Source organism: Fictibacillus nanhaiensis (genome assembly GCF_019801215.1).
Classification (GTDB): domain Bacteria; phylum Bacillota; class Bacilli; order Bacillales; family Fictibacillaceae; genus Fictibacillus; species Fictibacillus nanhaiensis_C.
In genome coordinates this window covers 1,232,368-1,245,364 of sequence record NZ_JAHVJO010000001.1, presented here as the reverse complement: position 1 = coordinate 1,245,364, position 12,997 = coordinate 1,232,368, and the positions used below count along the sequence as shown (strand labels likewise).

Below are 12,997 nucleotides of genomic sequence, written 5' to 3'. Positions count from 1 at the left end.
ATCTTTTTGAAATTTATTGAAATAAAAAAGAACTGCTACTATTTTAATAGTGCTGTTAATATCGGATATATTGTAAGTGAAAGTCGTAAGCAAGGAATGTTAATCGACGCAGGACTTGAATCGTCAGCGGCTAAAAAAGCCATCCAACTTTTACAGAAACATGATCTTCCCATCACCCATTTAATGATTACTCACGCACATGCTGATCATTTTGGAGGAGCACAATATATCCAGAAAAATTATGACGTACACACCATAGCTCCTTCTTTAGAAGAAGCCATTATGAGATACCCAATATTAGAGCCCATCTACTTATTTTATGGTAATTTTCCAATGAAAGAGATGAGAAACAAATTCTTGGAAGCTCCTTCAATCTTTATTGACGAGATTTGTGAGGCAGGAAATTGGGCTGGATGGGATGGCCAGTGGTGTATAGAGTTTATTCCTTTGCCAGGGCACAGTCATAATCAGTTTGGACTTTTATACAATGACATTTTGTATGCAGCAGATGCATATTTAGGTATGGAAGTGTTAAAGAAACATAGCATTCCTTTTATTGTAGACGCCGGGTCAAACTTGTCGACTTTACACTATTTGCTTAATCTAGAGGTGAAGGGGATGCTTCCCGGTCACGGTACTTTTGAAAGTGCGTTTCAAGAGACGGTCCAAGCTAATATTGATGTTCATCAGAGACTGGCAAGCCACGTATACAATATGATTTTGGTTCGTGGTGACCGAGGCATTTCGGTTGAAGAACTTGTTGCCAAAATGCTCATTAAACATGAAATAGAACCTGCAAATTTTGGGGTGTATTCGCTGTTCCGTACAGCGATCACTGCTTATCTGATACAATTTATCGAAGAAGGCAGAGCTGTTTATACAATCCACGAAGGTCGCCCTGTTATTTTTTCGGGTCAATCATCGGCATGATTAAAATCTTTCCTTCTGATATTTCAGCATAAACCACTTCTTCGATGGATTTATAACCTTGTATATGAAGTTGTTCCATCAGCTTCTTTTTTGACATTCCCGCTGTAGATAGGTTATCAACATTTAGTTCACCGTCTAGAATCAATGTAACCGGCAGTTCAGGTTGTTGATCCGTGTGCATATTTAAATCTAGTCTATTTGGAGAACCGTATTGAAATTTTGGAAGTATGCTTATCGTCCCGTTTGTTTCAAGAATCGCATATTCCACTTCACGCAGTCCAAAATAGCCTTTTTGTCTGATTAAGTTTTGCAATTGGTTAATATCGAGTTTATTCTTTTTAAGTTGTTCTCTATCTATCAACCCTTTCCGAATTACAATGGAAGGACCGCCTTCAAGAAACCTTCGAGTGCCCTTAAATTTTTGTGAAATGATTTCTATTATATAAACCATTGAACCCCATATTACGATTGCGTACAAAATGACAAAAATAGAAATTTCATCATCGTACATAGCATTACCAACTAATTCTCCCAAAAAGATTGAAGAAATAAAATCAAATGGGGTGATCTGTGTAATTTGTGTTTTACCTAATACTTTTGTCAGGATAAAAAGCGAAAGAAAGCCCACCGTTAACTCGACTGTCAATTGCCCAACGTGTATGTCCATTCAACCCATGTCTCCTCATAAAAAACGTCTTATTGGACAGTTTTGACTATATTGATTAATTGTAAACAAAAAAAGTATTGAATCCGTCAGATGGACGTGTTCAATACTTTTTTCATAGCTACATGAGGAATATTTGCATCTAAAAAGGGTTCAGCTGAAGTTGTATGATACCCTAGTTTTTTATAAAAGTCTTCTGCTTGAATTTGTGCATATAATATAAGGCTGGAAATTGATTGATTATGGGCAGTCTGCTCCATAGCGCTCATCAGTTCTTCGCCTAATCCTTTATTTCGATGCGATGAAAGGATACAGACACGCTCCACTTTACCATCACTATTTACTTTACGCATTCTGCTTGCTCCAACAGGTTTGTTGTTTTCGTACAGAACAAAATGAATGGAGGAGTCTTCATATCCGTCAATCTCTTCACTTTCATCGATTTGCTGTTCCACAACAAAAACTTCTCTTCTTACGTGTAAAGCATCTTGGTAGCCTTGTTCTTCTGTTGTATACGTTTTAATCAATGATTCAGACACCCTTTCCAAGACGAAACGTTTCATAAACGGTCCATGATCCATTTTCTAATTGGTAAAGTAACTGAAAGCGATCAATCATTTCTTCATGTTCGATGTCAATCATTCGGAGACGTTCCAATACATCTGAATGTTCTTCATCCGAAAGTTTTTGTCCGACTGTTAAATGAGGTACGAAATTATAAGGTTGCTGATGATCAAGTGGTCCCATATAAAGTTGATCATGTAAAGACTTCAATTCTTCAGATTCATTGACTTTTAAGTAGATAACATTATTAACAGGATGGAATGAACCAACCTTGTTAATTAAAATCGAAAAAGGATTTATGGATTGCGCGACTGAAGAAATATAACTAATTTGTTCATGTAGTTCTTCCTGACTCGCTTCATATGGTTCCTTTAACGTGATGTGAGGTGCGATAAGGGCATAATGCGGATCATACCTTTTTCGGTAGGAATTGACTTTGTCTTGTAAATTTTTTGATGGAAAAATAGCAATGCCGTATTTCATAATTCTTCCTCCCTCATCTTTTGAAATAGTATATCAAATATTCGTTTTATTTCCCACAGTTAGTGATTATTGTAAAGAAACGTTAATGCTGGAACCAAATCTTTCTGCCAATTTACCCATAGATGATTTCCTTGAAACTCCGTATATTCGTAGTCAAGTGAAAGATTATTCAGTAGTTTGTTCAACCGGCGGTTAGGATCAAGAAAATCACGTGTGATGCCTTCAGGGTTTGTAAAGGTATGCTCTTCATCACCAATTGAATGATAGATCGTCAAGGCTTGCATCTGCTCCATAGTTTCAATCGTTTCAATAAGTTCTTCTGGAACGTAAGGAGACTGCAGAATCACTTTCCCGAATGTGTTTGGATATAAAAGACTTAGTTTAAATGCAACATATCCGCCAAGTGAATCACCGATTAATCCCATGCCTGCTCCGAGCTGCAACGTATTAAATTTTTCGTTTAGGTAAGAGGTTAATTCGATCGCCATGAACCTGATATAGTTTTCGTGTTTGTCTCCTGTTGGATCGTATTTCGCTTTTCTATCTGAGATTCCCTTATGATTGACTCCAATAATGATGCAGTCCTGCATTTGGTTTTCATCCATTAGGCGATCAGCTGTTTTAGCCAGTTTTCCTAATTGGAAATAATCTCTGCCATCTTGTGCAATTAATATAGGATACTTTACTAATGGAGTGTAACGAGAAGGCAGATAGATAAGCAAATCTATCGTTTCATTCAAATAATTGCTATGTATTTTATCGTCTGTCATGGAACCTTTCAGAATGGCCATAAACGGACCTCCTTTGTAAAAATCAAAATGAGAAGTAAAGCGTTTTCAATCGGCTCGTATAATTGTAACACATAATGATATAATGAAAGAATCAAAGAAAAGCAACTTTTGAGTGATCACTAAGAAGAGGTGAAGTCTGTTGAGAAATAGAGTGCACAGTCAGGAAGTTGAAGCAGCAGCAAGAAGACTGCTAATTGAAAGAGGTGTCACCATACCTGAGATCGCTGAAATCGTATATGAGATGCAAATTCCGTTTTCCCCAGGGTTAACGAAAGAAGAATGTGTCAAAAGTGTTGATGCGGTCTTAATGAAGCGTGAAATTCAACATGCTATTTTAGTAGGTGTTGAACTAGATATATTAGCAGAGCAAAAAAAGCTTTCAGAACCCTTACAAAGCATTGTTGAACAGGATGAAGGTCTGTTTGGAGTGGATGAAACCATAGCCCTAGGAGCGGTATTCGGTTATGGAAGTATTGCCGTTACGACATTCGGTCACTTAGATAAATTTAAAATGGGCATTATACAAAAGCTCGATACAAAAATAGCAGATGGAAAAGTCCACACGTTCTTAGATGATCTTGTTGCAAGTATCGCAGCGAATGCCTCAAGCCGTCTTGCTCATAGACTTCGAGATAAGCAAGAACGACTGGATTCAGAAGAAATTAAAATTCGGGAAGAAGAAGAGAAAATCGGTTAATTAATGAAACCTCCGCAGCCGGCGGAGGTTCTTTTTATGGAGTGGACATTTTGTGGTGGAGTGATGGAGTCGTGGTTTGTCGAAAAGTCTATGAATCATTTTGAAGGATCATAAAAAAATCTGAAGGATCATAAAAAAATTAAAAGGATCATAAATTAATTTGAAGGATCATAAAAAAATTTGAAGGCTCATAAATCAATTATCACACTGTACAAACGATAAAATTATGTTGACAGGCATGAATCGGTATCGTATATTTTAAATTGTTCCAAAAATAATAGAGATCCGATAGCTCAGCTGGGAGAGCGCTACCTTGACAGGGTAGAGGTCGTGGGTTCGAACCCCTCTCGGGTCACCATAAAGTTGTTTAAGAGTAAACTTTCATACATAAATAACACCTCTTTCTTTCTGCAAACTGCGGAAAAAGGGGTGTTTTTGTTTTATTTCTTCATAAATCTTCGAAAAAACTACATTTTTTCATTTCTCGCTTCAACTAACAAATGTATTTCCACAATATGAAGATATAAATAAATCACCACATAGCTTAACCATATATCTATCTCCAAAAGACTACTATTTCTTACTAAATTGGACGAACTTTTTTAATTCGTCCTACATAAAATATAGAGAAATGTAATTTATGTTTTATGAAAGGAGAACTATTTTTGTTTAAACGCCCACGTATTTTCCCTAAAAAGGGAATGGGAATGCCTTCTGCAGCTGCTGGAATGGGACAAATGGGACCAACAATGGGAGCAATGGGACAACAACCGCAAATAGGTGGAAGCGGCTATCCTGCTGTTGTACCTTCACAGTATTATCCTCCACAAGTATTGCCGGCGCAATATAGCCCAACGAATCAGCAAATGCAATATAATCAGCAGGATGTTTATGTTCCAATGATTCATCCGACTCAAACCACACAGGTTAACCAGACGAATTATAAATATGTTCATTATTTCCCTCAAAACACGAATGTTGTGAACCAGACCACTCAGCAAAATCTTTTGGGAACAGCTCAACCTGTTATGCCGTACCCTTGTCCTCCGCCATGTCCTCCATATCCATGCAGGAAAAAATAATCAATCATGCTGTCGACTTTGTCGGCAGCTATATTTTTTGCCTCTTTAATAGTTGGATTTTAAGAAAATTAGGGAATGAATAGTAAAATAAAAAACTGGCTGGAGGGTATATAGTGGATTCAAACCAAAAAATTGTCCTTATAACAGGAGCTGCACAAGGAATAGGTAAACAGATCGCAATGGATTTTGCAAAATTAGGATGGATTCCATCACTGATCGATTTTAACCAAAATGAATTAGAGAATACGTTATCTGAGGTTCGTATGTTTCAGCCTCTATCCATTGGGGTGCCATGTGATGTCAAAAATCCAAATGAGATAATAAAAGCAGTTTCACAAACACATGATAAACTTGGCGGATTGAATAGTGTCATCAACAACGCAGGTATATCAAAATGGAAGTCTCCTTATGAACTATCAGTTAATGAATGGGATGAGATCATTCAAACGAATTTAACAAGTGTATTTCTTTTTTCAAGAGAAGCTGCAAAGTTTATGGCTAAGTCAGGAGGTGGAACCATCATAAATATGGCGTCAACGCGAGCGTTCATGTCAGAGCCACATTCAGAAGCTTATGCTGCAACAAAAGGTGGTATCGTTGCCTTAACACATGCACTTGCCGCCTCTTTTGCGGAAGATCGCATAAGAGTGAACAGCATTAGTCCAGGCTGGATTCATACAGGTAAAGAATCTGAATTACGAAGAATTGATCATGAACAGCACCTCTCCCAAAGAGTTGGAAAGCCATCTGACATATCACGAGCTTGTTTATTTCTTGCAGCTCCAGAGAATGATTTTATAACAGGAGAAAACCTTACAATTGATGGGGGTATGTCTCGGAAAATGATTTATGAACATTAAAGTTTCCTATAGGGAAAAAGATTGCTCTAGACCCACTCGGGAACCATTCTTTATGATTAATGAGGAATTATAGGACGAAGGAGAATAGAGAATGCAATTGGATCAACAAAAAAGAGTGGAACGCGGAGTTTACCTTAGTTTAGGAGCATATATCTTTCTTTCAATTATTAAGCTCATCTCTGGGTTTGTATATCATTCAGACGCACTCATCGCTGATGGTTTAAATAACGCAACTGATATTATTGCGTCTATGGCTGTATTGATCGGATTAAAAATTTCACGTAAACCAGCAGATGAAGATCATCCATATGGTCATCTTCGTGCAGAGACTATAGCCTCCATGGTAGCCTCGTTTATTATGGTTGTAATTGGGATCGAAGTGTTAATTTCATCGATAAAAAAAGTGGTTAGAGGGGTAGAAACTGAGCCGTCTTTAACGGCTGCCATAATTGCAATATTTGGTGCTGCCGTAATGTTTTGTATTTACTTTTATAACATGAAGGTTGCCAAAGAAACGGACAGCCAAGGATTGAAGGCAGCAGCTCTTGACAACCGTTCTGATGCATTTGTGAGTATTGGGGCAGCAGTAGGAATTTTTGGTTCGCAAATTGGATTAGCTTGGCTAGATCCAGCTGCCGCCGTGTTAGTAGGACTTATCATTATAAAAACGGGATGGGAAATTTTCACTGAAACGTCGCATAATCTCTCTGACGGGTTTGATTATGAAGAGGGAAAAGAAATGGAGCATAAAATTCTTGATGTGGATGGCGTTGAGAACGTAGGCGACTTAAAAGCGAGAAAGCACGGGAACCGAGCGATTATTGATGTTACCATTAAAGTCAATCCTTCTTTAAATGTGATTGAGAGCCACGAGATTACAGAAAAGATAGAAGATACGATTAAAGAAGCTTACAATGTTGAAAGTATACAAGTTCATGTTGAGCCAGAAGATGGGGAGAAACAAAATTAATCTCTTATTGCAGTTGCTCTATGAATTCAATTCGATTTTGGAATGGATCGCGAATGGAAAATCGTTCAAAGCCAGGGATAGGGATCTCCTCTTGAATGTCTACTCCATGTGCAATAAGAGTACGTTTACATTCATGCAACCCTTTTACTAAAAAAGCAGGATGATGTTTCCCTCTGAAAGATAGATTTTCGATTCCTATGTGCAATTGTTGGCTTCCGATCTCGAACCAAATACCTCCGTTTTTTTGAAGGGCTTCTGGTTTATTGATTTCACGTAATTGAAGAACTTCACCATAAAACGCTTTAGCTTCTGCTTCTTTACCTGCAGGAATACATAGCTGTACGTGATGAATACCGGAAATTTTCATATTTTTACCTCCATTGTAGAAAAAGTTGAATAATCAGCAACACGGTTACAGTCCTCATAAGGATTGTAACTTGTTTTTTTTGCAGCTTAGGTGCGAGTTTTACAGCTGCTTGTGCACCACAGATGCTTCCGATGGTTAAAGGGATAGCAACGTCCCACCAATAATGACCGGCCAAATAATAAGTGATAACGGCACCCGTGCAGCTTAAGAACGTATTAAATCTTGTAAACGAGACGGTTCTTATATAAGAGAAGCCGTTCCTTAAAAACAACTGCATCTGCATCGTTCCTTGTCCAGGACCGAACATGCCATCATAAGCTCCAATGCCAAACAGGTAAGGATATTTGGTCGGGGGCAATTCTTTCACTTCACTTTCAGCATCCACCTCTTTTTTCGTTCTTAGAAACGTTAGAAACAATGCGCCACTTAACAAAAATAAGGCAATAATCGTTAAATTTTCTCGAGAAATGGAAGATGCGATCAATCCGCCGCTAATTCCTCCAAGTAAACTCACAACACCTGAAATAAAATAAGGAGCAACATTTGTTTTGCTTTTCCGTAATAGTACATAAAAACTAGAAAGTGAGCTGAACATGTTAGCGAACTTATTTGCAGCAATGGCAGAATGAACAGGAACGCCTAACAGAAGCATCACAGGAAAGTTTATCATCCCACCGCTTCCAGATAGAGTTCCGATAAAAGTTGCAACAAACCCGACGACCAAGAGGATGTACATGAAATCACGTCCTTTTTGCGGTTTACATATCTATCCTATGTTACGGTATACTTAAAATAAATTACGTAAAACAGACGATAGTCTATAAGAATAACTTATGGCATGAAAGAAGGCACGATTATGCAGTTATCAGAGTTTCGTATCTTAAAAGTACTCGCCGAAGATTTAAATATGAGGAAAGCATCTGAACGGCTTTACGTTTCCCAGCCTGCGCTTAGCCAACGGCTGCAAACCATCGAGAATAACTGGGGAACCATTATTTTTGTTCGATCTCAAAAAGGCTTGACCTTAACACCTGCGGGTGAAAAAATCATTGGCTTTGTTAACGAAGTCCTTCATAAGGAGGAAGCAGTTAAAGAAGAGCTGCAATCCCTTTCGGAGCATGTTCACGGTACACTAAAGCTTGCGGTAGCTTCCATTATCGGCCAGTATTGGCTGCCGCATGTCTTGAAAGAATATGTGAGTCTGTATCCTCATGTAAATATTTCACTCATTACCGGCTGGAGTTCTGAAATTATAAAGCATTTATATGAAGACCGGATTCATATTGGTATCGTAAGAGGAAATCCAGAGTGGCGGGGCAGTAAAGAGCATCTTCTATCTGATCACCTATATTTGGTGGATACAACGATTTCTTCTATACAAGAACTCTCTGAAACGTCAAAACCTTTTATCCAATTTAGAAGCCATTCGACATACTATCAAGAAATACAGGACTGGTGGCACAGCCAGTTTAAGGCAACACCGCAAAAGACGATTGTCGTTGATCAGATTGAAACATGCAAGCAGATGGCTTTAAACGGAATCGGCTATGCCATTTTGCCGTCCATCAGCCTCAGACCAGAAGATGAGTTTTATAAAATACCGCTTACTGACAAAAAAGGAAATATCCTAAAAAGAGATACATGGCTGATCCATCATGGAACAGGTTCAGAGCTCAAGCAAGTAAATGTGTTTATGGATTTAATTCAGAAATTATCGGAAGAATAACGTTTGAATGTTTCTAAATTTAGTGGTTTAATACAATACAGAATGACTTTTAAGGAGGATATAAAAAGATGAAAATGATGGATGCAAATGAAATTATCTCATTTATTCAAAACAGCACGAAATCAACACCTGTAAAAGTTTATGTGAAAGGAAATCTTGACAATATAGATTTCGGTAAAGAAACGAAAGTATTCCCTTCAGGCAACACTGCAGTACTCTTCGGAGAGTGGAAAGAAATCGATGCTGCACTAAAAGCGAACGAAAGCAACATTGAAGATTTTGTTGTAGAAAATGATCGCCGCAACTCAGCGATTCCGTTACTAGACACTAAAAATATAAAAGCACGTATCGAGCCTGGAGCGATCATTCGTGATCAAGTTGAAATTGGTGATAATGCCATTATCATGATGGGTGCTTCAATCAACATCGGTTCTGTAATCGGTGAAGGCACAATGATCGATATGAATGTTGTTTTAGGAGGACGAGCTACAGTAGGGAAGAACTGTCACATTGGAGCAGGTTCTGTATTAGCAGGCGTAATTGAGCCACCTTCTGCAAAACCTGTAGTGGTAGAAGACGATGTTGTCATTGGTGCCAATGCAGTTGTTCTTGAAGGGGTAACTGTCGGAAAAGGTGCTGTTGTTGCAGCAGGAGCGATTGTTATTGAAGATGTACCTCCATATACGGTAGTTGGCGGAACTCCAGCACGCGTTCTTAAGGAAATTGATGAAAAAACGAAGTCCAAAACAGAAATTAAGCAAGAGCTTCGTCAGTTAAACGACTAATAAACTTTCCAGCTAGGGGATGAGAGAAGATGAAACCATTAATTGAGATCAGAAAAGACCTGCACCGAATCCCGGAGCTTGGTTTTCAAGAACACAAAACTCAACGGTATCTGCTCGATCTCATCTCTTCTTTACCACAAGATCATATAGAGGTTCATACGTGGGAGACAGGAATTTTTGTGAAGGTAGCTGGTGGTAATCCTTCAAAAACGATAGCTTACCGGACTGACATGGATGGTCTGCCTATCACAGAAGAAACGGGCTACGAGTTTTCCTCTCATCATAAAGGCATGATGCATGCGTGCGGGCATGATCTTCATATGACAATCGCTATCGGCTTATTGTCACACTTTGCAGCTAATCCTGCAGACGATCACATGCTGTTTATTTTTCAGCCAGCAGAAGAAGGACCGGGCGGGGCTCTTCCGATGAGGGAAAGTGAGCTCTTTCAACAGCTAAAGCCTGATTTGATTACCGCCCTTCATATTGCTCCTGAATATCCAGTCGGAACAATAGCTGTAAAAGAAGGACTCTTGTTTGCGAATACGTCTGAACTTTTTATCGATCTGATCGGAAAAGGCGGTCATGCCGCGTACCCTCATCTAAGCAATGACATGGTTGTTGCAGCGAGTCATCTCGTAACGCAAATGCAGACAATCGTTTCACGCAACATTGATCCTCTGGATTCAGCAGTTGTTACAGTTGGAAAAATCACAGGGGGAACAAAGCAGAATATTATTGCGGAACAAGCAAGGCTGGAGGGGACGATACGCACTCTTTCTCCTGAAGCGATGAATAAAGTGAAAAAGCGAATTGAGTCTTTAATAGAAGGAATCTCTCGTAGCTTTGGTTGTGATTCAGTAATTGATTACGGATCAAACTACCGCCAAGTAGATAACGAACCTGGGTTAACACGGGAGTTTATTGAGTTTGCTAAACAACAAGGTAGTGTGGATGTTGTAGAGTGTAAAGAAGCGATGACAGGTGAAGACTATGGATACTTTTTAGAAAAAGTTCCTGGCTTCATGTTCTGGCTTGGGGTGGATACACCATTTGGCCTGCATCATTCGAAATTAAAGCCTCAAGAAGCTGCAATTCAATATGCGGTAGACCTGTTAATTCAATATTTCACCTTCAAAGGGACACAACAATAAAAAAACGGCGATTTGCCGTTTTTTTTTTGCTCTAAATGATGTTTGTGAACGGTTATGCTCCTGCAAGCAGATCATGCGATTTCTGATATTTCTTTGTGTTTAGAAAATAATATAGTGTACCATTAAAAAAATATGCCTCTTACGCTTCTGTCTGACCGTTTATTATTCTCCTCCATTACATATTCCCATGGCGAGTTGGAAACATTAACAACAGTAAGGAGGTGGGAATATGGCTAAAATTGGTGTGGAACAATCATTATCAAATGTTTCGGATGCTTTGCGTTCAAAAGGATATGATGTTGTGGAACTTCGACAGGAGCAAGACGCAAATGGCTGTGATTGCTGTGTAATTTCCGGGCAGGATCAAAATGTTATGGGCATTCAAAATGCGGTGACTCAAGGTTCTGTATTGAACGCTCATGGGATGTCAGCAGAGGAAGTGTGTCAGGCTGTTGAAAGTAGATTACAATCATAGCACTGCCGGGGACAGCCATGCTGCCCCTTTATTTCTGTTTAGCGATAGTTTTAAAAGGGAAATAGTTGACCAATCTAACAAAAATAAACTGAATGGATATGTATCGTGACGGGAGGAGGACCCTATGCCAATATTTAATGTTCTGATGATTATTATACTTATCATATTAACGGCCTTCTTTGTTGTAACTGAATTCGCCATTGTTAAAGTGAGAAAAACAAGAATCGACCATTTAGCATCTGAAGGTAACAGTAAAGCATTAGCTGCACAAAAAGTGATTGGGAATTTGGATGGCTATCTCTCGGCGTGTCAGCTAGGCATAACCATTACAGCACTTGGACTTGGCTGGCTTGGAGAACCGACAGTTGAAATCTTTATGCGTCCACTGTTCGTGAACTTTGGATTGAGTGAAGGACTTACGCATACGTTGTCATTTTCTATAGCATTTTTCATTATTACCTTTCTTCATGTTGTTTTAGGGGAGTTAGCACCAAAGACAGTAGCCATTCAAAAGGCAGAAAGTATGAGTTTAGCGACAGCAAAACCTATTATCCTGTTCCATAAGGTGATGTATCCTTTTATTTTTCTATTGAATGGTTCTGCCAACTTACTTACGCGGATTTTTGGAATCAGTCCAGCAAGTGAACATGAGGTTGTACATACTGAAGAAGAGCTTCGGCTCATTCTGTCTGAAAGTCTGCAAGGCGGTGAGATCAATCAGTCAGAATATCGCTATGTTAACCGTATATTTGAATTTGATGATCGTGTGGCAAAGGAAATCATGATACCAAGAACCGAGATGGTTTGTTTGTTTCTTGAAAATTCAAGTGAAGAGAACCTGGGTATCATGCGAGAAGAAAAATTCACACGTTATCCTGTAGGTAAAGATGATAAAGATCATATCGTTGGACTTGTAAATATAAAAGAATTCTTTAATGAGCATTTTAGCAACCAAGAATTTGAACTGAACGACTATATTAGACCAATTATTACCGTTCATGAAACCATACCTATTCAAAAACTGCTTGTGAAAATGCAAAAAGATCGCACACATATGGCAGTTTTGGTGGACGAGTATGGTGGAACGGCAGGAATCGTGACGGTTGAGGATATTTTAGAAGAAATAGTGGGTGAAATCCGCGATGAGTTTGATGCTGATGAAGAGCCAGAGATTCAGCATGTAACAAACACAAAAACCGTAGTTGATGGAAAAGTTCTGCTCTCTCAAATCAATGAAATCTTTGCACTTGATATTGATAATCGAGAAATAGATACAATTGGGGGATGGGTATTAACGAGATCCATTGATCTTGAAAAAGAACACTCCTTTGAATATGAGAGCTACCGATTTACCATTTTGGAGCTCGAAGGCAGACAGATTAAAAAGATAGGGATTGAAAAAGTGTCTGATGGAAAAGAAATCAATGCCCAAAAAGAAGACTCCTGAAG

At 38.7% G+C, this 12,997-nt stretch carries 16 protein-coding genes and 1 tRNA gene; 11 read left to right on the top strand and 6 right to left on the bottom strand.

What is annotated here, in order from left to right:
• Positions 1-6: 6 nt before the first annotated feature.
• Entirely contained in the window at positions 7-930 is a 924-nt protein-coding gene (locus tag KUV80_RS06440) for an MBL fold metallo-hydrolase (RefSeq protein ID WP_222461825.1), read from the top strand.
• On the opposite strand, the gene KUV80_RS06435 is transcribed toward KUV80_RS06440, so the two are convergent.
• The 4 genes from KUV80_RS06435 to KUV80_RS06420 all read right to left on the bottom strand — a co-directional run bounded on the left by KUV80_RS06435 (position 902) and on the right by KUV80_RS06420 (position 3,432).
• On the bottom strand, positions 902-1,597 hold the full coding sequence (locus KUV80_RS06435; RefSeq protein ID WP_222461824.1) for a DUF421 domain-containing protein: 696 nt from the start codon (positions 1,595-1,597) through the stop codon (positions 902-904). The genes KUV80_RS06440 and KUV80_RS06435 overlap by 29 nt on opposite strands.
• Positions 1,598-1,683: 86 nt before the next feature.
• Positions 1,684-2,121, bottom strand: coding sequence for a GNAT family N-acetyltransferase (locus KUV80_RS06430; RefSeq protein WP_246625034.1), 438 nt, complete (start codon positions 2,119-2,121; stop codon positions 1,684-1,686).
• Positions 2,122-2,125: 4 nt separating this feature from the next.
• Positions 2,126-2,641: a YjcG family protein gene (locus KUV80_RS06425; protein ID WP_222461822.1), complete on the bottom strand. Its 516-nt coding sequence runs from the start codon at positions 2,639-2,641 to the stop codon at positions 2,126-2,128.
• A 59-nt stretch (positions 2,642-2,700) separates the two neighbouring features.
• On the bottom strand, positions 2,701-3,432 hold the full coding sequence (locus tag KUV80_RS06420) for an alpha/beta hydrolase (RefSeq protein WP_222461821.1): 732 nt from the start codon (positions 3,430-3,432) through the stop codon (positions 2,701-2,703).
• 139 nt (positions 3,433-3,571) lie between these two features.
• On the opposite strand from KUV80_RS06420, the gene KUV80_RS06415 reads away from it, so the two are divergent.
• From KUV80_RS06415 to KUV80_RS06395, 5 genes are all read left to right on the top strand, one after another.
• Positions 3,572-4,129: a phosphatidylglycerophosphatase A family protein gene (locus KUV80_RS06415; protein WP_222461820.1), complete on the top strand. Its 558-nt coding sequence runs from the start codon at positions 3,572-3,574 to the stop codon at positions 4,127-4,129.
• A gap of 282 nt (positions 4,130-4,411) precedes the next feature.
• A tRNA-Val gene (locus KUV80_RS06410) sits at positions 4,412-4,487 on the top strand.
• 307 nt (positions 4,488-4,794) lie between these two features.
• Positions 4,795-5,211, top strand: a complete 417-nt coding sequence (locus tag KUV80_RS06405; RefSeq protein ID WP_246625033.1) for a CotD family spore coat protein — start codon at positions 4,795-4,797, stop codon at positions 5,209-5,211.
• A gap of 113 nt (positions 5,212-5,324) precedes the next feature.
• Positions 5,325-6,071: an SDR family NAD(P)-dependent oxidoreductase gene (locus KUV80_RS06400; protein ID WP_222461819.1), complete on the top strand. Its 747-nt coding sequence runs from the start codon at positions 5,325-5,327 to the stop codon at positions 6,069-6,071.
• Between the two features lie 91 nt (positions 6,072-6,162).
• The gene (locus KUV80_RS06395; RefSeq protein ID WP_222461818.1) at positions 6,163-7,041 is read left to right on the top strand and encodes a cation diffusion facilitator family transporter; all 879 of its coding nucleotides are present in this window, start codon (positions 6,163-6,165) and stop codon (positions 7,039-7,041) included.
• A gap of 4 nt (positions 7,042-7,045) precedes the next feature.
• Here the strand turns inward: KUV80_RS06395 and KUV80_RS06390 are convergent, their stop codons facing one another.
• Both KUV80_RS06390 and KUV80_RS06385 read right to left on the bottom strand, forming a co-directional pair.
• Positions 7,046-7,408, bottom strand: coding sequence for a VOC family protein (locus KUV80_RS06390; RefSeq protein ID WP_222461817.1), 363 nt, complete (start codon positions 7,406-7,408; stop codon positions 7,046-7,048).
• A 4-nt stretch (positions 7,409-7,412) separates the two neighbouring features.
• Positions 7,413-8,144: a sulfite exporter TauE/SafE family protein gene (locus tag KUV80_RS06385; RefSeq protein WP_222461816.1), complete on the bottom strand. Its 732-nt coding sequence runs from the start codon at positions 8,142-8,144 to the stop codon at positions 7,413-7,415.
• A 120-nt stretch (positions 8,145-8,264) separates the two neighbouring features.
• Between KUV80_RS06385 and KUV80_RS06380 the strand changes: the two genes are divergently transcribed.
• The 5 genes from KUV80_RS06380 to KUV80_RS06360 all read left to right on the top strand — a co-directional run bounded on the left by KUV80_RS06380 (position 8,265) and on the right by KUV80_RS06360 (position 12,995).
• Positions 8,265-9,134, top strand: a complete 870-nt coding sequence (locus KUV80_RS06380) for a LysR family transcriptional regulator (protein ID WP_222461815.1) — start codon at positions 8,265-8,267, stop codon at positions 9,132-9,134.
• 68 nt (positions 9,135-9,202) lie between these two features.
• Complete coding sequence (gene dapD / locus KUV80_RS06375; RefSeq protein WP_222461814.1) at positions 9,203-9,919, top strand: 2,3,4,5-tetrahydropyridine-2,6-dicarboxylate N-acetyltransferase; 717 nt, start codon at positions 9,203-9,205, stop codon at positions 9,917-9,919.
• A gap of 29 nt (positions 9,920-9,948) precedes the next feature.
• The gene (locus KUV80_RS06370) at positions 9,949-11,073 is read left to right on the top strand and encodes an N-acetyldiaminopimelate deacetylase (RefSeq protein WP_222461813.1); all 1,125 of its coding nucleotides are present in this window, start codon (positions 9,949-9,951) and stop codon (positions 11,071-11,073) included.
• A gap of 229 nt (positions 11,074-11,302) precedes the next feature.
• The gene (locus KUV80_RS06365) at positions 11,303-11,548 is read left to right on the top strand and encodes a YkuS family protein (RefSeq protein ID WP_222461812.1); all 246 of its coding nucleotides are present in this window, start codon (positions 11,303-11,305) and stop codon (positions 11,546-11,548) included.
• A 124-nt stretch (positions 11,549-11,672) separates the two neighbouring features.
• Positions 11,673-12,995, top strand: a complete 1,323-nt coding sequence (locus KUV80_RS06360; protein ID WP_222461811.1) for a hemolysin family protein — start codon at positions 11,673-11,675, stop codon at positions 12,993-12,995.
• The last annotated feature ends 2 nt before the right edge of the window (positions 12,996-12,997 follow it).